The sequence below is a fragment of the Acidisarcina polymorpha genome, from assembly GCF_003330725.1.
In the GTDB taxonomy this organism is placed as follows: domain Bacteria; phylum Acidobacteriota; class Terriglobia; order Terriglobales; family Acidobacteriaceae; genus Acidisarcina; species Acidisarcina polymorpha.
In genome coordinates, this window is record NZ_CP030840.1 from 508,763 (window position 1) to 533,152 (window position 24,390).

General features: G+C 58.0%; 19 protein-coding genes and 1 pseudogene. 19 read left to right on the plus strand and 1 reads right to left on the minus strand.

Annotated elements, in window-relative coordinates; genetic code table 11:
* Positions 1-119: 119 nt before the first annotated feature.
* The 16 genes and pseudogenes from ACPOL_RS02250 (at position 120) to mobF (ending at position 17,999) form a co-directional block, all read left to right on the plus strand.
* Positions 120-464 carry a hypothetical protein gene (locus ACPOL_RS02250; RefSeq protein WP_114205617.1) on the plus strand — a complete coding sequence of 115 codons (345 nt, stop codon included), beginning with the start codon at positions 120-122 and terminating at the stop codon, positions 462-464.
* Positions 465-479: 15 nt separating this feature from the next.
* Positions 480-743, plus strand: a complete 264-nt coding sequence (locus tag ACPOL_RS02255; protein ID WP_114205618.1) for a VirB3 family type IV secretion system protein — start codon at positions 480-482, stop codon at positions 741-743.
* Positions 724-3,093 carry a VirB4 family type IV secretion system protein gene (locus ACPOL_RS02260; RefSeq protein WP_114205619.1) on the plus strand — a complete coding sequence of 790 codons (2,370 nt, stop codon included), beginning with the start codon at positions 724-726 and terminating at the stop codon, positions 3,091-3,093. The genes ACPOL_RS02255 and ACPOL_RS02260 overlap by 20 nt, the downstream gene beginning before the upstream one ends.
* Before the next feature lie 29 nt (positions 3,094-3,122).
* On the plus strand, positions 3,123-3,956 hold the full coding sequence (locus tag ACPOL_RS02265; protein WP_114205620.1) for a TrbG/VirB9 family P-type conjugative transfer protein: 834 nt from the start codon (positions 3,123-3,125) through the stop codon (positions 3,954-3,956).
* Between the two features lie 2 nt (positions 3,957-3,958).
* Positions 3,959-5,289 (plus strand): annotated as a pseudogene (locus tag ACPOL_RS02270) (TraB/TrbI/VirB10 family type IV secretion system protein).
* Positions 5,290-5,569: 280 nt separating this feature from the next.
* A complete protein-coding gene (locus tag ACPOL_RS02280) occupies positions 5,570-6,355 on the plus strand; it encodes a hypothetical protein (RefSeq protein WP_114205622.1) in 786 nt (261 codons plus the stop codon).
* A gap of 12 nt (positions 6,356-6,367) precedes the next feature.
* A complete protein-coding gene (locus tag ACPOL_RS02285) occupies positions 6,368-6,616 on the plus strand; it encodes a hypothetical protein (protein WP_114205623.1) in 249 nt (82 codons plus the stop codon).
* 17 nt (positions 6,617-6,633) lie between these two features.
* Positions 6,634-7,551, plus strand: a complete 918-nt coding sequence (locus tag ACPOL_RS02290) for a type IV secretion system protein (protein WP_114205624.1) — start codon at positions 6,634-6,636, stop codon at positions 7,549-7,551.
* Positions 7,552-7,725: 174 nt separating this feature from the next.
* Complete coding sequence (locus tag ACPOL_RS02295; protein WP_114205625.1) at positions 7,726-8,532, plus strand: VirB8/TrbF family protein; 807 nt, start codon at positions 7,726-7,728, stop codon at positions 8,530-8,532.
* The gene (locus tag ACPOL_RS02300) at positions 8,529-9,497 is read left to right on the plus strand and encodes a TadA family conjugal transfer-associated ATPase (RefSeq protein WP_114205626.1); all 969 of its coding nucleotides are present in this window, start codon (positions 8,529-8,531) and stop codon (positions 9,495-9,497) included. The genes ACPOL_RS02295 and ACPOL_RS02300 overlap by 4 nt, the downstream gene beginning before the upstream one ends.
* Before the next feature lie 531 nt (positions 9,498-10,028).
* The gene (locus tag ACPOL_RS02305) at positions 10,029-10,403 is read left to right on the plus strand and encodes a single-stranded DNA-binding protein (RefSeq protein ID WP_114210564.1); all 375 of its coding nucleotides are present in this window, start codon (positions 10,029-10,031) and stop codon (positions 10,401-10,403) included.
* Between the two features lie 104 nt (positions 10,404-10,507).
* Entirely contained in the window at positions 10,508-11,452 is a 945-nt protein-coding gene (locus tag ACPOL_RS02310; RefSeq protein ID WP_114205627.1) for a DNA-primase RepB domain-containing protein, read from the plus strand.
* A gap of 24 nt (positions 11,453-11,476) precedes the next feature.
* A complete protein-coding gene (locus ACPOL_RS02315; RefSeq protein WP_114205628.1) occupies positions 11,477-11,803 on the plus strand; it encodes a hypothetical protein in 327 nt (108 codons plus the stop codon).
* Positions 11,804-12,000: 197 nt separating this feature from the next.
* The gene (locus ACPOL_RS02320) at positions 12,001-12,393 is read left to right on the plus strand and encodes a hypothetical protein (RefSeq protein ID WP_058188595.1); all 393 of its coding nucleotides are present in this window, start codon (positions 12,001-12,003) and stop codon (positions 12,391-12,393) included.
* Positions 12,390-14,438: a type IV secretion system DNA-binding domain-containing protein gene (locus ACPOL_RS02325; RefSeq protein WP_114205629.1), complete on the plus strand. Its 2,049-nt coding sequence runs from the start codon at positions 12,390-12,392 to the stop codon at positions 14,436-14,438. The genes ACPOL_RS02320 and ACPOL_RS02325 overlap by 4 nt, the downstream gene beginning before the upstream one ends.
* 6 nt (positions 14,439-14,444) lie before the next feature.
* On the plus strand, positions 14,445-17,999 hold the full coding sequence (gene mobF / locus ACPOL_RS02330; RefSeq protein WP_114205630.1) for a MobF family relaxase: 3,555 nt from the start codon (positions 14,445-14,447) through the stop codon (positions 17,997-17,999).
* A 193-nt stretch (positions 18,000-18,192) separates the two neighbouring features.
* On the opposite strand, the gene ltrA is transcribed toward mobF, so the two are convergent.
* On the minus strand, positions 18,193-19,752 hold the full coding sequence (gene ltrA, locus ACPOL_RS02335) for a group II intron reverse transcriptase/maturase (RefSeq protein ID WP_236656923.1): 1,560 nt from the start codon (positions 19,750-19,752) through the stop codon (positions 18,193-18,195).
* A gap of 671 nt (positions 19,753-20,423) precedes the next feature.
* Between ltrA and ACPOL_RS02340 the strand changes: the two genes are divergently transcribed.
* From ACPOL_RS02340 to ACPOL_RS02350, 3 genes are read left to right on the plus strand one after another with little or no spacing between them, the layout of a single operon-like run.
* Positions 20,424-22,304 carry an AAA family ATPase gene (locus ACPOL_RS02340; protein WP_161557143.1) on the plus strand — a complete coding sequence of 627 codons (1,881 nt, stop codon included), beginning with the start codon at positions 20,424-20,426 and terminating at the stop codon, positions 22,302-22,304.
* Positions 22,294-23,409, plus strand: coding sequence for an ATP-binding protein (locus ACPOL_RS02345; RefSeq protein ID WP_114205632.1), 1,116 nt, complete (start codon positions 22,294-22,296; stop codon positions 23,407-23,409). Before ACPOL_RS02340 ends, ACPOL_RS02345 begins: the two co-directional genes overlap by 11 nt.
* Entirely contained in the window at positions 23,406-24,278 is an 873-nt protein-coding gene (locus tag ACPOL_RS02350; RefSeq protein ID WP_114205633.1) for a response regulator, read from the plus strand. Before ACPOL_RS02345 ends, ACPOL_RS02350 begins: the two co-directional genes overlap by 4 nt.
* The last annotated feature ends 112 nt before the right edge of the window (positions 24,279-24,390 follow it).

Consider the following 24,390-nt stretch of genomic DNA (forward strand, 5'->3'; position numbering starts at 1 on the left):
CCGTGACCGTAGCCATAGACAAAATGTGTGGCGAAATAGATAGGAACTGTTGGACGAGGAGATGAAGCGGCTTTAGGTTTCACTCATGGCGAAGCGAATACGCCATCAGGAGAATGCCAATGCCACTTCGTTCATGCTTCCGAACACACAATCTTCATCGAAAACTACTCCACGCAGCGCGTGTGATGGGGCCAACGCTTGTCGCGTTCGCCTTCGCAGGTGTTGCTCACGCCCAGGGAACGATGGACTTCTCAGGAGCGCAAACGCTCATGGGAACGTTTAAGACCTTCGCAATTTATGCGGGTGCTGTTATCTGTTTCGGCGGTCTGATTTTCGCCGGAATCCGCATGATGAGCGGTCGGTTTCAGGATGCCATTCCAGGGCTCTTCGGCGCATTGTTCGGTGCCGGAGTTCTCGGTTGGGGAGCTGGCTGGATCGGATCCTTAACCGGGCAGTCGATGTAGGAGGTGACATCGACCATGACCAAGCGGGGAGAGCCGTTACCAATCAATCAAGCGCTGAATCGACCGAGAGCCAAGCTTGGTCTCGATCTTACAGCATGGATGGCGATCGTATTCGTCTGCGTAACGGTTTTCCTCGTTGGTTTTCGCCTGTTGGCGATGTTGGCCTTCCCGACGCTTGCGGTCGGCGCATGGCTCATCGTCCGTAAACACCCGAAGATGTTCCAACTGTGGTGCCTCAGCCTCAACCAGAAGAGCTACTATGACCCGCGTAAACACTGAGCAACTCAAACATACTCCGTGGTTCGCCAAGGCAGGAGCGGCGTGCAGCATCGTTCCGATTGCGCGCTTTGTCGGGCCATACATCTTCGCCCTCAAGGGCGGCGGTTACGGATGCCTGTTCGCTCTCACCGGCATCGACGAAGAGGGCTTGACCGACCAGGAGCTTGAGTCGCGAATGCGATCCATCGAAGGCTCGTTGCGCGGCCTGCCCGAAGGCTCGTGCCTTTACCAGTACACCCGTGTGATGTCGGGGTTCGATCTTCCGCGTCAGGCCAAGTACGCGAACCCCGCCACGGAGGTGTTCGCGAGCGACCGTCTCACGTTCCTTGAGAACACTGCGGGCTTCCGCCGTATCGACCTGCACTGGTGTCTAACCCTAGAACCGTCGAAGGTGAAAGCCCTTGAGCGCAAACCGCAGGAGAATGCGGCCGACACATCGCGGATGCTTGCGGATCTTGAGAAGACCGCAACCATTCTTCAGAGTCATCTTGGCAGCGCCATTGGCCTGCAGCTTCTGGGTAAGGACGAAACCTTCCAGTTCTTCAGCTATCTATTCAACCTTGAAGAATGGGCGCAACAGGATCACCTTCGCAGCGATGCCGGTGTGGACCGGCAGATCGTGAAAACTCCGATTGCATGGCACAGTGATTATCTCCAGGTCGGCAAGCGCCACGTGCAGATGTTTTCGCTGAAGACCACGCCGGAAGCGTCGAGGCCCTGCCTCTTCTCCAGCCTGTCGACGCTCGATTGCGACAGCGTCCTGTGCTCGACCTGGAGGGTGAAATCCACCACCTCCGCCCGCAGCGAGATCGACGCACAGGAGAAGTTCATATCGTTCTTCAAAGTCGGCGTATTGACGCGCGTGATGAGCGGGCGCGACACCGCTTCGCTCGAAACTGGCGCGGGCGCGAAGGCTGCAAATAACAATGTCGATGACCTCAGCGAAGTCATCCGCTCGCTCGATAAGAAGGCCCAGGGCGAATATTCGCTGCGGCTACTGCTGGCAGCTCGCAGTCAGGAACAGTTGCGTAACACCGTACCGGCTGTGCATCGCATCTTCGTCGATGCCCGAGCGCAGGTGATGGAAGAGACCTTGGGCAATCTGTCCGCGTTCTATGCGATGTTCCCCGGCAATCACAAATTCAATGTCTTTCCGCTATGGCTCGCAGAGGACCATCACGCGCGGCTCTCCTCTGTGTTCGCTCCGCACATCGGTCATCCTCACTCGGAAGACCTCGACAACGAGTACCTCAATATCTTCGAGACCCGTACCCGAACGCCCTTCTTTCAGGATGTGTATGTGGATGGCGTACGGGTCATGCTTATCATCGGTCCTACAGGGTCAGGAAAAAGTGTGGTGGGTAACGCCACCGTCGCACTCGAGCAGAGATACGGCGGTTTTACTTACATCTTCGACATCGGCGGTAGCTACGAGAGCGTCGTGGAGCTCTATGGCGGGCGCGTAGACAGAGTAGGTAAAGACGGCCCGCGGGTGAATCCCTTCGCCCTGGAGCCGACCGAAAGCAACATCAAGTTCCTGTATTCATTTATTAAGCTTCTGCTCACCAACGGCGGCGCAGAGTTGGAGCCGGAAGACGATGATGTGATCCACAAGGCCGTGCAGGATATGTACCTGCTCGATCCGGAGAACCGCCGCCTGTCCAATCTGTTTCTGCCTAAGAAACTCGACCGTTATCTGTCGAAGTGGGTTGGGAAAGGCATCTATAACGCCGTCTTTGACAACGTCGAAGACAGTCTCTCGCTCTCGCGCCTGCAATGCTTCGACTTCCAGGGCGTGAACAATGAACAGTATGCCGACCTGATCGAGCCGCTGATGGTATGGCTCCTCCGGCGCATCAACGACGTTCTCTATAACCCCGCCAATCTCGGCGTTCCCAAGCACATCCTCATCGAAGAGATCTTCTCTTCGATGAAGAACAAGCAATTGCTTGACGGCGCTCTCGCTTCCATCAAGACCGTTCGCAAGAACCTTGGCGGCGTCACCATGATTGGCCAGTCCGCCGATGACCTTGGGGCCAACGCCGACAGCATCGTGAACTCCTGCACATCGTTCCTGTTCCTGAAAGACGCAACGTTCAATCGGAAGCGTTATGCAGAGCTGTTCAAGATGAACGAGCAGCAGATCGCACTCTTTGAGGGTTTGCAGGACCGCGAGGCGCTGTACATGCGGCGCGACGGCATTACGAAGGTCGTTACGTTGAACCTCGACAAACGCAGCTACGCCACGTTCTCCACCAAGCCAAAGGACCGGGTGCGACGGTCGAAGCTGATTGAAAAGTATGGACTCACCGAGGGCATCGATCGCTTTGCTCAGGGAGAGACTGTGTAACCAATCCCCAAACCAGAAAGGCCAGTGCCATGAAACCACTCATCCCCATCGTCGTCTCCGCCGGACTTGCGCTGGCCTCCGCCGTTCCTTGCCACGCTGCCGATAACCATCCTCTCCAACCGAATGCGCCGCGCACCGTCACCGTGTCCGAGGCGGACACGCCTCCTGTGATTCGCGCCGGCCTGCTGCAATCGACACTGATCGTCCTTCCCGCTGAGGAGAAGGTTGCCAATGTCTTCGCCGGTGACACTGTCGATTGGGTCTTTGACGGCGGCCATGTCGCCAGCCGCTTCATCAGCGTCAAGCCTAAGGTGGCGAACGGATCGACGGACATTCACATCGTCTCTGATCACGGCAACGAATACACCTTACAGCTCCATGAAATTTCCAGTGAGTCAGATGCCCACTTCGATTCCAAAGTCTTCATCGCTCCCGGCGACCAAGCGGCAAAAGACCGGCTGACACAGCTTCCCGTGTTCGTGCCCGCCGCCGAGCTGGACAAGGCCAAGCAGGAGGTCGCTACTGCCAAAGCAGCCCAGGCAGCGGAGCTGAAAGCCGAGGAGACGAAGGACGAGCAATATCGGAGCCAATATCCCGGCAATCTCCACTTCGACTACACCTGGGATCAATCGAAGGGCAAATCTCTTGGCCTCCAGCAAATCTGGCGCGATGACAAGTTCACCTACCTGCGCGGACAGTTCCAGGAAACGCCCGCGCTGTATGAGGTCAAGGACAAGAAGGGCTCGCTCATCAACTTCGATTTCAGCAATGGCCTTTACACCGTGCCCAAGCAGTTGGACAACGGCTATCTCGCCATCGGTAAACAGAAGGTGGACTTTCACCGCGTGGGAGGGGCGAACTAGCCATGACCGAGCCAAACCAGAATCCGCCCGCAACCGTCCCTGAACAGCCGGAGGCGAAGTCTCCCCTCAAAAAGGGTATGCCGGTGGTGATCGTCCTCGTTGTCATCATTGCCCTCATCGGCGTTGCCAATGTGTCGAGTTTGTTGAGCGGCAACAAGAAAGCAGCCCCGGCAAGCGCAATGACCATGCGCCCCGCTTCGCCGAATGCCCAGCAGGTGAATAGTTTTTCAACCCAGCAACAGGTACAGGCGCAACGGGACGCGGAGGAGAGCCAGCATCAGCAGGAGTTGGCCGCTGCGATGCAGCAGCTCCAGGCCGAACAAAGTGTCCCCGGCCCAGAAGCCGCCGGGACACAGCCGATGACTGCGGCGCAGCGCGATGCGATTTATGGCAATAGCCCGAATGCGCCGCAGCACACCTCGAATATCTCGCAGGCGCAGGCAGAGGCAAAACAGAAGCAGCTTGCGAAGGAGAACAGGCGCAGGACGCCATCAACAGCGATACGGTCGCTATCGACTTTGCCCACGCGGGCGCAGCGCCCGGTGCCGCCGTCCCTTCGCAGCCGGCAACGGCTGTCATGGGGGAGCGTGAGGAGGCACATTCCCAGACGGTCGCGGAAACTCCCACCAGTCCGTCTCTCACTAGCGCGAGCGACAAGCCCGGTGTTGTGCAGGTGCCCTCCGCTCAACAGGCCAAAGCTACTTCCAAGGCCGACGCGATGGCTGGATACGACTTCGATAACTATCAGGGCCGTCTCTATCGCATCTTCGAGGGCACGGTATTTGAAGGGGTTGTCACCAACCACATCGACAGTGGGTTGAGCGGCCCGATCCTGGTCATGCTCACCACCGACTACTACTCGCACGACCATCAACAGCTTCTTATGCCGCAGGGTACTCGCCTGATCGGCACAGTACAGAGCGTGGGCAATACGCAGCAGCGCAAGATGTTCGTCACCTTCCATCGCGCCGTTTGCCCCGATGGATTCTCACTGGACTTCGACAAATACATCGGCCTTGACCCGCTCGGCACCACCGGCCTCGCCACCAAAGTAGACCACGGGTACTTGATGGCGTTTGGCGCGGCGGCTGCCGTGGGCGGTTTAGGCGGTCTGGCGCAGATCGGCAACAACGGAAGTGTGCTTACAGCGTCGTCCCAGATCCGCAGCGGGATCTCCGAACAGTCGGCCACCGAGGGTGAGCAGGTCCTGAACCACTTCCTGAACCGCCTGCCTGTCATCACGCTCAAGGAAGGCTCCCGTGCCCGCGTATACGTCGGGCGCGACATCCTTATCCCGTCTTACGCGGAACATCGCGTCGATCCAACAATGTAAATGTCCTTGTGAGAGAGGAAGACCGCATGACCACACTCACGATTACAAGACGCAACAGGCTCATTGTCTCAATCAGTGCATCCATGCTGGCTCTCACTTTTCTCCTCTCGCCTGTCGGACGTAGCTCTGTAGCCAGCACGCTCGATTGGTTTATCCAAACCGCTGAAGCCGTGACGGAGTTTCCATGCAAGATCGTGACCGACATCCGTCACTTTTCCCTGGATAGGTTAGACCCAACCTGCCCGCAATGCTTCTAGCTTTTTCACCCAAAGGAGGCTGTATGAAACTCGTGATGACCAAACGCAACAAGTATCTTCTAACCGGCGGTCTGCTCCTGTTGACCGCGACACCTAGCTTCGCTCTCTTCGGGATCGGCGACATCGTCTTCGACCCGACCAGCTACGCCAGTCTTGTCTCGCAGCTCACGACCCTGGAGTCGCAGTACAAGATGCTCCAGAACAACATCACACACTTCTCACTCAAGCAGCAGTGGCAGACGACCTTGAATGCCATGAAGAACGCCAACGTCGCGAATATGTTTGGTGAGACGAGCGGGATGAGCATCGCGCTCAATACGAACTCGCCCAGCGCGTCGTCCACGGCCTGGACTGCCGGGACGATCAAGGTAAGCGGGAACACAACCACATACCTGCAAGGGCAGATGCCGGGGAGCTCCCAGCTCTCGCAGCTCGCCATGATCGAGGCATCGGACTCCATCTCTCCCGATTGCCTTACCGCAGTCGGCCAGTACAGGGGCGCGAGGACGCAGAACGTCACCGCAAACACCACGCTCGCCTCGCAGCAGGTCGACGGCAGCGATGGCACCAATACCGAAGTCGAACAGCTCAATCTCCTGAATGCAGCGGAAGCCCAGAAGATGTCCGAGATGCAATCGCAGGGCGTCTTGCAGGCTTGCCTCGCTTCACAGATGACCGTCACGAATATGGAGCGCAGGAACGCTGGGGCACAGGACCTCAACACCGCCGCCTTTGTTCAGCAGCAACGCTCGACCAATAACGTGAGTGCGGCGAATGAAAGCAACACCTGGCAGACCTATCTTCCCTAATTCGGAGACGCGATGCTGAAAGCGATCAACACCAAGACACTCATCGCAATTCTTGCGGCGCTGACCGCCATCGGCAGCGCCGTGATTTACCAGAGTCACGAGGCTCACAAGGCCGCCGCCATTCTTCAACAGCAACAGCACGATGCCGAGGAGCGCAACAAGGAAGATGAAGCGTTTCGCAAAAAGGTAGAGCAGGACAAGAAGCGGCACAACTCTGCCGCTGGTAACGAAGGCAAGACCTGGAAGGGCTATATCCCCTGATTTCACCGGAGACCGATATGAGCATCGCCGTTCTCGCACAAGCACTGCCGTCCGCATCGTCGGGCATGGACTGGCTCTACCAGTTCACCAACAACTTGACCAACCTCACCACGCAGAATGGCGGCGCGTTGACCCAGTTCGGTTGGACGGAGCTGAGTTGCATCTCTCTCTTCACCCTTGTGAACATGGTCATCAACTGGAACACCAGCACGATGACGTTCCGGCTCCATCACCATCCCGTGCGTGCGGGCGACCTTACCCACTTTCTGCTCAAGCTCATCGTGTGCAGCTTGCTGCTGAACTATTGGGTGAATCCGTTCCCAGGTGCCAGCTTCGGCATCAATCACTTCTTTAGCTACATCGCGCAGGCGATGGTCGCAGCCTTCGATCAGCACTCGCTTGACCAGCTCCTGCAACTTCTGAAGACGGCTGGCGATGGAACGTCAATGCCGTCCTTAACCGCACCCGTTCAGATCCTCTGCTATGTCCTCGTACAGATCATGCTCGGACTCGCTTCCGCCATCTTGTTCGTCATCAATTGCAGCGCCTTCATCCTCTACGGTGTGACCGCACTCTTTGGCCCTGTATTTGTGCCGTTGCTCATGACGCAGACCTTCAAGGCAAAGTTCTTCCACTTCCTTGACGTGATCATCAGCTTCGCTATGATTCGCGCTGTTGCAGCCGCCTTCATCTACGTGTGGGCCGGATTCATGAATGGGTTTCTGCAGCAGACCTTCAATGGCAACTATTCGATGGATATGTGGATCGCCAATCTAATCCCTTGCTTAATGGTCTTCGTCGCTTTCATCATTAATATGCTGTTCATTCCGAGCATGACCCAAGCGATCTTCGGAGGTGCTGCTGGAATGGCAGGGTCGGGCACCGGAGTCGTCGGTAATGCACTGAGAGTTTTCGTAATGATGGGAGGGGCATAAACATGAGTGACTTGTGGAATGGTTATGGATTTGGTGGCGCGTTCGGAGCATCACGCTTTGGGCGACGAGTAATCAAGCCGGTGCTTAAGCTCTTTGTCCTTGGAGTCGTCATCGCTGGGCTGATCTATACCTATGTTGTTTTGAACGCAGTTCGCGAAAGGAGCCAAGCCCGTCATGTCCACACACACAGCACACATTGAAAGCGCGCTGACGCCGGAGCAAGCACTCCTCACCGATCACATCGGAAATGAGGTCTATGCCTCCCACTATGCCGAGCGCAAAGCCTACCGTCTCGTCATTGGTTGCGGAACAGTAGTGCTACTTGGTTCGATGTGGCTTAACTTCTCACTCGCCCATCGCCCAACTGCGAATCGCTACATCCGCATCGATGAGATGGGCCGCGCCCAGGCAATCCAATACAGCGACCTCAACTACAGCCCCCGCGAAGGCGAAGTACGGACATACCTCACTGATTGGGCCAACTATCGCTACACCATTGGGCGGGACACCATCGCGAAGAAGTATCCGCTCAACTACTACTTTCTGTCGCAGACGCTCGCCTCGCAATTGATGACCGCAGACAACGCGAATCATCTTGTCTCACAGGTGGTGGCCGGGCAGATCGAGACAAGCGATGTGCAGGTGAAGAACGTCACCATCACGTCGATGTCAGATGAGACTGTTCAGGGTACCCGAATCGCGCGTGGAACGGCTCTTGTATCCATCGACAGGTTCTACTCTGCCCAGAACTCCCGCGAGCCCCGCACCGAGCATTGGATGCTGAGTATTACCTACTATCTGAATCCCAAACAGGTTAGTGACCAGGCCCGCATCTTCCCGCAGTTCGAGACGATCAATCCGCTTGGATTGACCATCACGGAATTCCACGAGAACCGGCTCTCCGTCGATCCCATCGCGCCAGGAACCAATGCAACGTTGCCGGCGTTACCGGCGATGCCAGCAACAGGAGCGACGCGATGAGCTACCACCTGATCCTCCCGTTCTTCCCCGAGGAGTTGCGTGCGCTTTTACTCGACCCTTCCATCTCGGACCTCATGGTAAATGGCACCACGGGCGTCTATGCGGATCGGAACGGGGTCATCGAGCATATCCCCTTGGCGACGCCGTATTCGAATGACCGGCTACAGGCTGCAATTGAGCGGGTCGCTCGCATCCTTGGGCAAGACCTCACGACGCAGAATCCGATCCTGAATACACGCTTGCCGGACGGCTCGCGTGTGGCGGTTGTGGGTGCTCCATCCTCTATCAATGGGCCGACACTTACCATCCGCAAATTCAATCGCTGGTATACCTCCGATGAGTTGATTGCCGCAGGCAGCTTGCCGGAGTCCGTTCGGGACGAAGTCATCAACTTCATCAGCGAGAGAAAGAATGGCATTATCAGCGGCGGAACCAGTTCGGGGAAGACGACCCTAATGAAGGCGCTGCTTGACCATGTTCCGCAGCATGAACGTCTGGTGGTCATCGAGCAGCCCGCCGAGTTGAAAGTGAACCATCCGAATGCCGTCCGCTGGGAGGCCGTCGAGGCGATTCCTGGTCAGGTCGGCATTACTCCGAGCCAGCTCTTGGCCGCCGCTCTCCGCCATCGTCCCGACCGCATCATCATGGGCGAGATACGCGACGAGTGCGGTTACGACCTGCTGCAGGCAATGAATACAGGGCATGGTGGGACGCTTTCAACCATCCATGCAAAGTCCGCATGGGACGCCCTGAATCGTCTATCTGATTTGGCCCTTAGTGCCAAGGCGAATCTCAACCACGCATTCATACGCTCGGAGACAGCGGAGGCCATCGACTTCGTTCTGTACTGCGAGCGCGATGCCACGGGCCGCCGCCGGGTGCGCGAGCTGATTACCGTCAACGGATACACCCACGCAGACCAGAGCTTCCAGACGGAGGACATCTATCGTGCTTCCGCCGCCTGAGCATCAGGCATACAGCTAGAGAACCCAACCCGAATCGAGGTCACTCCGATGTACCGTCATGCTGCCAAATCGGCTGCACAGCCCAACTCGTCTCTAAAAGCGCCCAGCGTGGCGTTCCGGCATCGCCGAGAGCGGAACGGCGAGTGCTCTGAGCCGTTCTTCTATAGAGCCTTTGCCGCTCGAAACAGAGCTGCGGTTTGGGCGAAGATCAGCCGCCGAGATCGAGAGTTTGACTTCAGTGCATCGGGGAGCCTTCCGCCTCGTATCCCGTCCTCTGCTCGGGGTCACGCTTCGGGGCCAAACCGGCGCCCTGCGGCTCGGCGTCGTTCTGCTTCGACTACGTCGCCCCTACGGGGTCTCGGTTCCTCCCAAAAGAAGTTTGCGAACCGCGGCAAAGAACACCGCGCAAACTTCTTTCGGGCCCCACCAAGAAAGCACTCCTTGGCGCTTGGGAGCCGGGCCCACTCGCTGGCTTTGCCAAGTGTGACCCGAGCAGGATACGGGAAATTCAACGAAACGGAGATCACCACCATGTACTCAAACAAAGTCACCCTCATCGGATTCACCGGCGCTGATGCAGAAGTTCGCACCAACAACGACCGCAGCCTAACCACTCTCCCGCTGGCAACCAAGTCCTCCTACAAGAAGGACGGCAAGTACATCGAGCACACCGAATGGCACCGTTGCGTGGTCTTCGGCAAGCTCGGAGAGTTTGCAGCCACGCTCAAGAAGGGCGCTCATATCCAAGTCGAGGGCGAGCTGCGCAGCCGGAAGTATGACAGCAAGAAGACGAACTCGGAGCAGACCATCTGGGAGATCCGGGTGAACTCGATTCTCAAGCTGGACCGTGCCGCCAAAGCGGCGGCGGAAGACGAGGATGAATCCACCGAGGAAGAGGCCGCATAGGCCCTTCCTCCTTTCCGAAGAGTCCGGCATGCAGCCGGGCTTCTTCGGCTGCTAAAGGCCCGTGGCATCGCGCATGCAGTGCAGGTCGGATTGGAGGTATCGAGATGAATGGAACAGCCCAGGACTTTCTTACCCGTTGCTTCGCTCTGGGCGACACGATCGCTCTCTTGCTTCGCAACGAGAGGATAGCAAAGACACAGCAACGCATAGTCCCTCTGGAACGTGCGCTCGCACCCCGTTACCGTGGCTGGCTCGCTCATGAAAACCACTATGGAACGAATATCTATGTCGCTGCCAATCCGCTGCTCTCCGGCAGCCGGAAACGCACCAAGGATTGCATCGCTTCCATTCGCCACCTGTACATCGATATCGACGTGAATGGAGAGACCCGGCTCGCCGCGCTCCGCGCTTCCGAGCTTGTGCCGGAGCCGAATGTGATCGTCTCCACATCGGTAGGTAAGTACCAAGTGTTGTGGCGCGTGGAGGACTTCGACTTCTACACGCAGGAGATGACACTCAAGCTCCTCGCGATGGCCTTCCACGGCGACATCTCCTGCACGGACTGTAATCGGGTTCTTCGTATACCGGGATTTAAGAATTGCAAGTACGATCCCGCGCAGCTCGCCACCGTCGAGTACCTCTCCGATGCGACCTACCAGCCGGATGACTTTCATCTGTATGTCCTGCGCGAAGCCTGCATGATCCCACCTATCCCTCAACAGCCGATACGCCGCGATATGCAGACCAACTCCGAGCATGATTGGGCTTGGGTTTCGCGTGAGCTTGCCCACGGCAAAGATGCCGTGAAGCTCACGCAGGAGCTGGCTTCGCGCCGTTCCGACAAGCCCAATCCCACCTACTACGCCCAGCGCACAGTTGATATGGCTTCGGCCCGTCTCTGGCTGATGGAAGGCACATCCATTGCGGACTTAATCGCCATGCTTGAGAGCCGCAGACAGCCTGAGATTCCCGCTGCACTTTGCTCCGCTCGTGCGCGGGAGATTGCGGCCACGGCGCAACGCATGATTGCACGCAACAAGGTCGCCTGAATTCATCACTAAAGGAGAACAGCAATGCCACTACTCGAAGTCATCCAAACCCGTCAGGTCAGCGCCTCTATCCGGCTCACTGACTCAACCGCTACGCAGGTCGATCAGTACGCCGCCTTCATCCACGCATCAGCGGATGATGTCGTGGAACAGGCGCTTGCTTATGTGTTCCTGAAAGATCGCGACTTCCAGGACTTTCTGAAGACGCCACAAGCGAAGCAGGCTTCTTCGACGCTTCGCATCCGCAGAGCGCCAGCTAATGATGCAGCGGAGCCGCCCGCAAAGAAGCCGGTATCCGCTGCGTCATCGCCAGCACAACCAGCAGCATTCGTGGCGGGATCGAAGGCATGATCCCGCTGCTAATGCAGTGGCAGAGCCACTACGGTGCTGCGCACCGGAAGAAGATTGACACTCCATCCCTTCCAGGGTGTCGCGAAATGAGCAATAGGGAGCCTATAGGCGACCTCTCTGCAAACAAGCAAGTTACATAAATCTGGTTGCTTATAGGAGACCGCAAGGCTCCTATAAGCAACTTCGGAGTAGACGGCATGGAAGCGGAAACCCAAGGTTCCCATCTCAATTTAGAGACGCGGATTCGCCGGTCCAAAGGCAGGACCGGTCGGACGATCAGTGCCACAGCCAAGGTCACGCGCGACGAGCAGAACGAGATGGAAGCGGCGGCTATGCAAAGAGGTCAGAGCCTCAGCGAGTGGTGCCGTGAGGTGCTTCTAGCAGCGGCCAGAGGCGAGACCATCACGCCGATCTTTACTGAGATCGTGGCTATCCGTCAGCTCCTCAACTCAACTTTGCGGAATGTGGCTTGCGGCGAGGTGATGACACCGCAGGCGTTCCAGACCGAGTTGCAAGGCATTCGTTCCAGCAAGCACAAGGCCGCAGTTGAAGTCATGCAACAGTACGCCAGAACGGAGGTAGCACAATGAATAGCAATCAGCAGTGGGGTCGCAAAGAGACCATTGTTTGGCCGCCGCACGATCCCGTCTATACCTTCAGCGCGTTGGCGTTGGGTGTTTTCGCAACGCTGTTTTTCGTGTGGCAGTTTCTCCGCTTCACGGAGACGCCGTTGCGCCGGACATATACCCCGACCTATATACAGTCGCTCATCGGTGCGACGTTCAAGCAGCATGGCAAGTATCGACTGCTGTATGTCGGGGGCGGCAAAGCCGCTCCCCGACTGGCCCTGCCAGCCGACTTCGTTCCCGGCGAAACCAAGCTGCCCACCGGTGCTGTCTTTCCTGCTGAATTGTCCAAGGCGACACGGCAGCAGGGTTACACGGTTTTCTATCGAGGGCCGGAGAAGGACTACAACGACGCCGCGCTGAGCCGGTGGCTTCGCAGCGTGTATTTTGACGGGCAAGGGTTGCTCGATATCTACGCAACCTCGTTAGGAGAAGGGCTTCTTGTCCTGGTGATCGCTCTCGTGTTCGCCGGACGCGCGGACGTGAAACGGTTCCGCGAGTTGAAGTACGGACGCCACCTGAAGGGGCCGGTAATGGTTTCCCCGTCCAAGTTCAACAAGGCACTGAAGGCCGATGGCTTGGCCATTGAGACTTCTAAAAGGCCGTGGTATCTCCGCAAGCCTATACAGCTCCGCATCCCCAAAAGCGCGGAAGCGAAGCACATTCAGATCATGGGCGACACCGGGACCGGCAAGTCCACACTGATAAAACAGCTCCTCCAGCAGGTCGCCGACCGGGGTGAAATTGCCATCGTCTATGACCCGGCAGGCGAGTTCACGGAGAGCTTTTACAGGGAGAGCAGGAAGGACCTGATTCTGAATCCGCTGGACTCACGGGCGCCTTATTGGACGCCATCGAGCGAACTGCGGAACCCCGCCGAGGCGCGGACTATCGCGGCTTCCATGTACCAGCCGCGCGAGGACAAGCGGGGCGAGTTCTTTACGGATACGCCGCAGAAGATCTTCGCCCATCTCCTGAAGTACAAGCCTTCACCCGAAGAATTGGTTGCGTGGATGTCGGACGAGGATGAGATCGATCGACGTTTGGAAGGCACCGAGCTTGCGAACTTCGCACTGAAGGATGCGCCCCAGCAGCGGAGTGGTGTACTTGGCTCGCTCGGCCTTGTGGCCGACAGCTTGCGTCTTCTGCCTACCCGCGAAGAAGCCCAGGGTCTGGAGTGGTGCGCGACGGAATGGGCCGAAAAGCGTGAGGGCTGGATCTTCCTCACATCCACGGAAGCCGAGCAGGAGGCGCTTCGTCCGTTGCATTCGCTCTGGATTGATCTGCTTGTGTTGCGTCTTCTGACCAAGCCGAAGCCGGGGCAGAAAAAGGTATGGCTGGTGATCGACGAGCTGGCCAGCCTCCAGCGTCTTCCGCAGTTCCATACGGCGCTGACCAAGGGCCGCAAGAGCGATAACCCTATCGTCTTTGGCTACCAGGGCAAGGCACAGCTTGAAACCATCTACGGTCATCTTGCCGAGGTGATGCTTTCGCAACCGACTACTAAATTCATCCTCCGTACCGCCGAGCCGAACGCGGCCAAGTGGGCAGCGGAAATGATCGGCGAGGTCGAAATCGAGCGTGTGCGGGAGACGGTTGCGGACGGCAAGCGCCAGGGTAAGAGTTTCACCCTCGACAGGCAGATCGAGCCGCTGGTGATGAAGTCCGAGGTCGAAGGTCTACCCGACCTGCACACCTTTGTGAAGATCAACAACTACGTCTCACGCTTTTCATTCCCGCCCATGAGCCTCCCCAAGGTGGCAGAGGCACTAATCCCGCGCGTGATTCCTCCCCACAAGATGTGGTTCAACCCTCTCGCGCCGGTACCCGTGGCCGGTCCACCTGCCACGCCATCGACCACCGAGGCTGCCAGCGACCGCGAAAATGCCGGATCAAGCAAAGGTGCTCCGATCAAAGAAGCCGAGGTACTCGTTCCGAAACTGGAGCTTCCCAAGGCCGTGGTTCCGTCGGCGCAAGCCCGAACTTCCTCCATCTCGCACAACCTGTAGGCTGCCATGCTCACCATCTCGAAAGCCATTAGCTCCACCCAGGCGCAGACGTATCACAAGCTGGAGTACACCAGTGATGCGCAGAGCTATTACAAACAGGACGAGACGGTAAAAGGAGAGTGGCAGGGCAAATTTGCCGCTTCCCTTGGCCTGTCTGGAGAGGTGGCACCGTTGGAGTTCTCCCGTCTGACCGAGGGTATACACCCGCAGACCGAGGCGCAGATGGTGCGGCACCGGGAAGGGCAGGAATACACAAACGCGGATGGTTCGGTGACCAAACCCGTCGAGCACCGGGCCGGATGGGATGCCACTTTTTCCGCTCCCAAGTCTGTTTCACTCATTGCCCTCGTTGGCGGTGACGAGCGCGTGACAGAGGCACACCGAGCTGCCGTGACGACCGCCCTTGATGAGTTGGAGAAGTACACGCATGCGCGGATCGGCGGCAACAATCCCGCCGAGGTGACCGGGAAGTTCGTCGCTGCAAAGTTCGAACATGACACGGCGAGGCCTGTGAACGGCTACGCCGCGCCGCAGCTCCATACCCACGCCATCATCTTTAATGTCACGGAACGCGAAGATGGTTCCACCCGTGCCATCCAGGAACGGACATTCTTCGAGTCGCAAAACTATGCGACCGCCGTGTACCAATCGGTGCTGACGCATCAGCTACGCAAGCTGGGCTATGAGATCGAGCCGGGACAGAGCGGCGCACCCGAAATTCTGGGCTTCACACAGGCATACCTTGACGCCTCCAGCCCTCGTTCTCGGCAGATCAAAGAACAGATGGAGCGGACGGGTTTCCAGGGACCAGAGGCGGCGCAGATCGCCGCCCACGCGACCCGTGACCGGAAGCAAACCCTCACGGCGTCCGAAGTGTTGGCGGCGCACAAGGAGATGGCCAAAGACTTCGGTGACCAGCCGGAACGGGTGATCGCCGCTGCGCGCGAACGCGCCTTGATCCAGGCCCAGGAAATTAGCGTGCAGCCGGATTCCCGTGGGGCAGTTGCCTTCGCAAAGGAGAAAGTCTTCGAGCGCGAGGCTGTGGCCGATGAGCGGGTTATTATGCGCGAGGCCCTACGTCGTGGGATGGGTGAGGTCAGCTTTTCCGATGTGCAGAGTGAGTTCCAGCGGAGACAGGCGGAAGGCGAGTTCCGTTCCGTCCAAGGTCAAAAGTATGCTTCCGGTCGCAGCTTCACGACACCGGAGACGATTGCGGACGAGCGCGCAAACGTGCAGCATGTCCTTAACGGACAGGGCGCATCGGCTCCAATGCTGTCCACAGCCGCCGCAGAGCGGCAGGCCACGTCCCGCGAGTTTCTGAACGAGGCGCAGCAAACGGCCATCCGCGAGGTGCTGACCAGTACCGACCGCGTACACGGATTCCAGGGATTAGCCGGAACCGGGAAGACGAGCACGCTGGCCGCCATCCGTGAGGGTGCGGAGCAGGGCGGCTATAAGGTCGAAGGCTTCGCCCCGACCTCGAAAGCCGCAGGCCAGCTTCGCGAAGCAGGGATCGAGGCCAACACGCTTCAGAGCTTCCTTGCCCGGCAGAAGGACCCCGATTCCAGCAGACATCTCTATATGCTGGACGAATCCAGTCTCGCCAGCACCAAACAGATGCGGGCCTTTCTCGAAAAGATACACCCGCAGGATCGTGTTCTGGTCATCGGTGATACCCGCCAGCATCAGGGCGTCGATGCGGGCCGCCCCTTCCAGCAGATGCAGGAGGCGGGGATGCAAACCTCCAAGCTGGATACGATCATGCGGCAGAAAGACCCGGAGCTGCTACGTGCTGTCCAGTACCTCGCCACAAGCGAAACGGAGAAAGGTATAGCTCTGCTTTCCGAACAGGGCCGAGTCACCGAGCTTGCCAATGCGTCGGAGCGCATCGCCGCCATCGCCCAGGATTACGCCGCCAGGCCGGAGAACACACTTATCGTTTCGCCGGACAACCGTAGTCGCCAGCAGATCAATGAGGCCGTGCGCCGGGAGCTGCTGAAAGCTGGCACGCTGGCCGAGGACGGTCGGCAGTTCCTCACGCTATCCCATCGTTCCGATATGACCGGCCCCGACCGCACCTGGGCGGCGATGTACCGCCCCGGCGATGTCGTTCAGTACGAACGCGGCAGCAAAGCCGAGGGGATCGAGCGCGGCAGCTTCGGCGTGGTGCGATCGAGCGATGCGGCTACGAATCGTTTGACCGTGGAGTTCTCCCATGGCTCCAGTGTCGAGTACGACCCCAAGCGGGTCTATGGCGTGAACGTCTATCGCGAGACCAGCCGGGAATTCGCCACCGGCGACCGGCTCCAGTTCTCGGCTATTTATAAGGATCTGGGGATTTCGAACCGCGACATGGGAACTATTACTAGAATGGAGCCGGACCGACTCACCGTACTCATGGATGGGAAGGAACAGCGTTCTGTCAGCTTCAATCCCACTGAGTTTCGGCAGTTTGACCACGGCTACGCTGTCACATCCCACAGCTCTCAGGGACTAACCGCAGATCGCGTGATCGCCAATATCGATACCGAGTCCAGCCGCAGCCTCATCAACAACCGGCTCGCCTATGTCGCCATCTCTCGCGCCTCCGAAGACGCGAGGATTTATACGAACGACGCTGCAACGTTGGGCCAGCGGCTCGCTACCGATGTGACCAAGACTACGGCTCTGGACTTTACAGCCAAGCCCGAGCCGCCCGCAGCGCAGGAGGTTTCGAAGTCGCAGACCCTTGCGGTGCATGAGTACAGCAATCCGGATTCACGGCTCGCAGCCGTCGCTAGCGAGTACGCCAGCCGCCCGCAACATTCCGTCATCGTCGCGCCCGATCGCCGAGAGCGCGCCGAGCTGACACAGCTAATTCGGGCCGACCTCTACGCGCAAGGCAAACTCGGCCGCGACGCCCAGGCTGTAACAGTTCTCATCGAGAAAGAGACTGGGAGCAAGATGCGTGTTGAAAGCTACCAGCTCGGTGACAAAATCCAGTACAAGACCGGCAGCCCCGGCCTCGACGGTATCCCTCATGACAGCCAGGGCACGGTTGTTTCCACGACCTCGCGCGGCAATCTCCTCTCTGTTCGCTTCGACGCGACCCGCGAAGAAGTTACCTACGATCCCGCGCAGCTCCGAACTCAAACGCGCGAGAGCAGAGTCTTCCAGGAAGAGACTCGCGCAATCTCCCAGGGTGAGCGCGTACGCTTCGGCACCTACGATAAGGAGATGGGCGTGCGCTCCGGTGACCTCGGGACTGTCACCCGCATCGGCGAGGGCCACGCCATGACCGTGAAGATGGATTCCGGCAAGATCGCCGAAGTTCCTCCTGAGAAGGCACAGCACATCGACTACGGTTACGTCGTCGATTCTTTGAAGAACGTTCACGCAGAACGTGTGATCGCAACTGGCGATGGACTCACCCAACAGGCGTTCCAGGCAGCGTCCGCCAAAGCGGATCTCGCTCTATACACCAGCCCGCCGCAGCAAGAATTCGCTTCTTCCAAGGAAATCGCAGTAACAGAATTCGCCCAGCCCACCAAGCAGCAGAATGATTTCGGAATCGGCTTCTAGTCTAAGGATTTCTTTCCAAAGAGGGGCCCTTCCACCGGATGCACGCTCGGGGAAATTCTGCGGGTCCTGGTTGCATTCGAAAAGTAACAGGACTTCCTGATCCCAACCTCCTCAATGAGGTCGCGGTAGGGACGATCATTACTGATCGCCCCCCGCACAGATCCGCACGAGCGCTCCTTAGCGCATGCGGCTCCTATCTCGGATGAGTGGCGGCGAAGCGGTCAAGGGGCCAAGGATGCATCACGCGAGGTGTAGGAAGCCATTGTGCGGCCAGTTTGAGACGACGCGCCCAGGCGTACCGGTGTCTCTGACTACGGCGCTTCAGCGCTTGCCCCCAGTAGCGGAGCACGCGTTCCCGGAAAAGCCCGAGGCTATCGAGATTTCCGGGCACAGCGTAGTAGTGGAAGTACCCCTGTACAACTGACCTGAGCCACGCGCCGGTCTCAGGCACGGGATCATGCATGCGCATCCTGAGTTGCTGCTTGATCTCTTGCAGCTTCTTTCGCATGCGCTTGCGGATCGTCATGCGCCGCACGGCATAAGACCCGTTCCCATTCTTCCCGCTGATATGCGTGAAGCCAAGGAAGTCGAAGGTCTCCGGCTTGCCTTCTCCTCTTCGTTTCCGGTTCTGTTCGGCATACCGCCCGAATTCGATCCGGCGCGTCTTTTCCGGGTGCAGCTCCAGTCTGAACTTCCCCAGCCGTTCTTCCAAGCTCTTGCGGAAACGGTCTGCGTCCGTACCCCACTGGAAGCCGAGGACGATGTCGTCCGCATAGCGGAGAACGATCACCTCGCCTCGCGCACACTTCTTGCGCCAGACGTCCACCCAGAGATCGAACACATAGTGGAGATAGATGTTGGCAAGGAGCGGTGAGATCACCGACCCCTGCGGAGTACCTGTCTCCGTGTCCGACCATTTCCCGTCCTCCATCACCCCGGCCTTGAGCCATTTCTGGATCAGGCGCAGGATGCGTCGGTCGGCGACGCGATGCTCGACGAACTTGATCATCCACGCTTTGTCGAGGTTATCGAAGAAGCCCTGGATGTCGGCATCAAGTACGTAGTTCACCTTCCTCTTCACGAGCGCATAAAACAACGCATCCAGCGCCTTATGCTGGCTGCGTCCCGGACGAAAACCGTACGAGAAGCCGAGGAAGTCCTCCTCATAAATCTGGTTGAGGATGGTGACCACTGCGTGCTGGACGATCTTGTCCTCCACTGCCGCGATCCCGAGCGGACGTTTCCGTCCGTCGCCTTTCTCGATGTAAACCCTTCTCGATGGAAGCGCCCGATACGCGCCGCGATGCACCCGGCTGTGCAGATCGGCAAGCCGACCCTCCAGCCCAGCTTCATACTCCTGCCACGTCATCCCATCCACGCCGGGTGCAGCCTTGCGCTTCAGAGAACCGAAGCTGTCCCTTAGCAGATCGACTGTGACGTGGTGAAGCAGAGTGGTGAACTTCCTCTCCTTGTGTTCCCTTGCTGCTTTCCGCACACCCGCCAGCCCCTGTGACACGCGTGCCCCGCTCTGTGTCGGGCGCGTGCTGGACTGATGGATGTTCTCCTTGATCAGCGGCCTTCCCTCCTCACTCTCCGCCATCGACTGCTCGATTTTGTTCGAATGATTCATAGGTAATACGCCGCTGTCCGACTCCTCGGGGACGTTCATGCGGGCCTTACGGCCTGAGCCTTTACCCGCCGTCCTGCTACTGTTGCCAGCAGGAGCCTCCGAGGTCTCCCGGTTCTCGTGCATGAAGCTTCCAGGCGTGTCTGGGGTCTACGACTACGCAGGATCGGTCAGGAACTCGCGATATCGCTCCCTCCCGTGTTGCCTTCCGCCAATGCAAAAGCGTCAGCGTCCTGATTGCATCTTTTCGAAGCTCAATACCCAGCCCACCTGTACCCCTGTTTACGCTTCGCCGAGCACCTCGCGGTGCGCAACGCAAAACTCGGGGCCGAGCGGTTCGCTACTCCTTTCTCGTAGGACTCTTGCATTCCCTGCTTCATGCCGGTTTATCCCGGCGCACCGCATTGGCGATTTGTCACCAACTGGCATCCGGAGGTGCGCACACAAACTGCTTAGGACTGAGGCCCGATGACTCCGGGCCAAGCTTGGCAACCGAAGTTCTGCCGCACAAACGTGGCACCTCTATTCGGCCACGAGACTGATCTCGATGGCTTATACCGCGAAGGCGGGTGAACGGGCACTGGTCCGTTCGCTCCATGCCACGATGGTTGAACCAGATCCAGACTAAGGCCGTTACACATGACCTTTGTCCGTTTGAATGATGGACCGTTCCGAACGGGTAATGGCCCCCTTGCCCCACTTCGTCCGGGCGGTGACGGATCAGGGACAGTATGTATCAGCGATACCAATTGAACTGGCATGGCAGGAGTACAATTTCCTCGCTGATCAATTCTTCTATGACCAAAGCTCCTCATCATGTAATCCGTCGCCTCACCGTGACTGGCGGTTTCTTAGGCGGCGCGCAGCTCGAATTTGCGGACGGCTTGAACTGTCTCATCGGGGGTCGTGGTGCCGGCAAGACGACTGCTCTCGAATTCGTGCGTTTTGGCCTTGGACTCATGCCAGACCCCAAGGCCAGCGCGCTACGGCACCGTGGCATCGATACGCTGGTCAAGTCCAACCTCGGTGGCGGACGCCTCGATGTTGAGCTCTGCACCAAGAAGGATATGCGGTACACGGCAACCCGTGGTGCTCATGAAGCCGTACAGGTTTTGAATGAAGCTGGCACTCCCGTTGCCATCTCCCTGGACCGCGATCAGATCTTTTCTGCGGACGTCTTCAGTCAGAATGAGATTGAAGAGATTGCGTCCAGTCCGAAGGCCCAGTTAGAGCTACTCGACAGGTTTCAAGAGCAGGAGACGAAGGCGATCGATCGTGAGTTGGAACAACTCCAGCGCGACTTGATGCAGTCGACTGCGGACCTGCGCCAAGTAGATCAGGAAGCGGCAGAGGCCCATGCCAAAGCGTCGGAACTGGTGATGTTGAGGGAGAAGCTTAAGGGCCTAGTCGAAGTTGACGGGCCAGATGCGGCCCGCATCAACGCAGCCCACAGCACGAAAGGCCAGCGAACCCGTGAAGAGAAGATTCCAGGAGTTCTGAGGCTGGCAATTGAGAAGCTGTTGCGCGAGATGGTCACGGCCCAGGGATCGTTTCGCGCCGGTGTCGAAGCCCAGCTCGATGCGCCGTTGCTCACGAGTGCGAATGGTGCGCTCCTGAGCGCGATCCAGGCTGAGCTTGGCACATTCATTACAGAAGTGGCGAAAGACATCGAATCAGTTCAAACAAAGGCTCAGGGCCTTCAGGCGCGCATCCAGGTGCACGCGGCTACGCTAGCAGAGCGACATGCATTACAGGAAGCGGAGTACCGGAATATCGTCGCAGCCTCCGCTGAGCAGGGAGAACGTGCTGCAGAGCGACAGGACGTTCAAACCTCACTCAACAATGCTGAGTCTGCAGAAAAAGATGAACAAGGCAAGCAGAAGCAGCGGGCAGAGCTATTGAAGACTCGCAGCACGTTGCGGAAGCGTGCGTCCGAGTTGCGCGATCAGCGCTTCGCGCTGCGCAAAAAGATCGCGGAACGGCTGTCAGCCGAATTCCCAAGCATCCGCGTTGCGGTCGAGCAATCCGCAGACCTCGAAGGCTATCAGCAGTTCGTTGAGGAGACTCTGAAAGGTTCAGGAGTTAGACAGGGTATGGTCGCAGAGCGCCTGTGTGCGGTTTTTCTGCCCGAAGAACTGGCTGCTGTAGCTGCGAAAGATGATTTGGCCCTGTTCATGCGACAGACGAACTTCGAGGAAGACCGTTCTAGGAAGATCCTCTACGCGCTACGAAACGATGGCGCGTACTACGACATCGAGACCGTCGCCTTAGAAGATCAGCCCTCCATCGAACTCCTCGATGGAGCGACCTTCAAAGACTCGACACACCTGTCCACCGGCCAGAGGTGCACGACGATCCTACCCATTCTGCTAACCCAGAGCGAACGACCACTCCTGATCGATCAGCCTGAAGACAACCTCGATAATGCCTTTGTGTTCCAGACGGTTGTACGAGCCCTGAAGGCGATCAAGGGTGCCCGCCAGGTCATCTTCGTGACCCACAATCCAAACATACCCGTTCTCGGGGAGGCGGAGCGGGTCTTCGTTTTTTCGTCCGATGGGCAGCACTCGGTTCTCGAGCGCGTTGGTACTGTGGATGAGTGCCGCGTTCAGATCGAGAACATCCTCGAAGGCGGCCGTGAAGCCTTTCTCTTGAGAAAAGAACGTTATGGCCACTGAAGACGCGGACCTGCTTGCCGCGCTTGAATCACCAGACTGGACGGTAGCGTTAGAGGCGGTTGCACGCGCGGAGTCCGAGCTACGCAATTCCATCGTCGGCGATCCTTTGGCCGAGCTGGTCATCGGCATCCTGTCACGTCTCGCGAGCCATCCGAAATGGGAGGTGCGCAGAGCAGTTGCGAATGCTGCGACCCATGCGCCACACGCCACCTTCGAAGAGGCGCTGACAAAGCTCGCACGGGATGACAACCAAAGGGTGCGACAGGCGGCAGAACATGCCGCACTGCGCCGTCGTGACTCTCGCAACGCCAGCTCATTGGGAAAGCAGCACGAAGAGCGCATCAACGCGACACTCGATACCATTCAGTCTCGCTTCGGGATGGCCGGCAGAGAGGCCGTCAAACGCGCGGCGGAGCAGATGGCAAATACCCATGCTCGCGAACTGTACCACGAAGTGATCCGACTGTTGACGCCTCTGGCCGCATCGGCGGAACGGCTCCGTGATGCCTTGTTGGAGCAACCGAACCTTCCTGTGGCGCTTGCAGAGGAGGCAGATGGGATCGGAAGACGGGTCCATCGGATACGCACAACCCTAGATGCGATGCGTGTGTATAACCAACAACCGACACTTACGTTTCAATCGGAAAGTCTCAAGGAGATCGTTCAAGAGGCAGCCAATGTCGCGCAAGAGAGCGACAGAAACGAGTCGCGCGGTGTGTCCATTGCGATCCACATTCCATCGTCTGCTGTCGTCGAGGTATCGCGAACGCGTCTCGTGCAGGCACTGACGAACATCCTAGTCAATGCAGCAGAAGCCTATCCGGACGACGCCGCTGCACGGCCGATCGAGGTCACTGCCAGCGCTGAGGAGCGATTGATTCGCATGACCATCCGCGACTCAGGATGCGGCATGTCCGAGGAAAACCAACGCGACGCACTTACCCTGTTTTCTACCAGCAAAGCGACCGGCACCGGGTTTGGCTTACCGCTTGCCGTCAAGATCGTAGAATCCGAGCACGGCGGACGGCTACGCCTTGAGAGCGCGAAGGGACTTGGCACCAGCGTTAACATCTGGCTTCCGACATACCGCGAGGTACGGCGATGACCGCTCGTCACCGTGTCCTGGTCGTTGAAGATGATGTAGAGTTCTCACTCGACCTGCAGCAGATTCTCAAATCCTTGAAGTGCGAGAGCGTTCCGGTCACGAACGCCGAAGATGCCATCCGTGAGCTCAAGGCCAAACCGTTCTGCCTGGTGTTGCTTGACCTCCAGATCAAGAGCGAGCCGAATTCCAACAAAGCACATCTAGAGCATGGCAAGTCTCTTTTGAGAGATATCCGTCAGATGTACTCCGAGCACAATGGTGTGCGTTTCTGGCTACCGGTGCTCGTGGTCAGTGGATACGCTCGGGAACGGGATATCGTGCTGGAGGTGATGCGAGACAATGCCAGCAATATCATTGAGAAACCTGACACGAAGACCATCTCGGAGGCCATACGAAAGGCTTTTGCGGAGAGCGGCCGTGACGCACACGATCAGTGCGAAAACCATCGTAGCGGTTTGCGGGATAATTTCAGCGAAAAGGTCGTTGTTACTATCCCAGGAGATCGCGATAAGCAGCGCATCATTGTTCGTTTGGGTTCGCAGCCGGTGAAGCTGACTGTCAGTTCGCTACGCATCCTGCTCCACTTGATCCTTGGCTATCTTCAAAACAGACAGGTGCACAAGAACGAACTGGGCGCCAACAATGAGCAGGGTTTCAAGGGGATCTCAATCCTGCGAAATGAGCTGAAACAGGTGCTGGGCGAGATTGACATCGTCAAAAACCACTACCATGGCATCTATGCTCTTATTACTTCGGTAGAGATCGGCGAGATCACCTTCGACAAGCTCTTTGAACTCGGCGATCACCAGATATCCAGCCTAGTAGTGAAACTTCAGCAGGTATCCGCTCCCCCAGCCGAAAAAGTCTGAAGGAAACTCTTCCAAGCTTCTGCCACAACGCCGCCGTCGTTGAAACGCCGCTCCAGGTCTTAGCTTGACCTTAGTCGAGGGCGAGCCAGGTTAGCTCACACTTCCCCTCGCT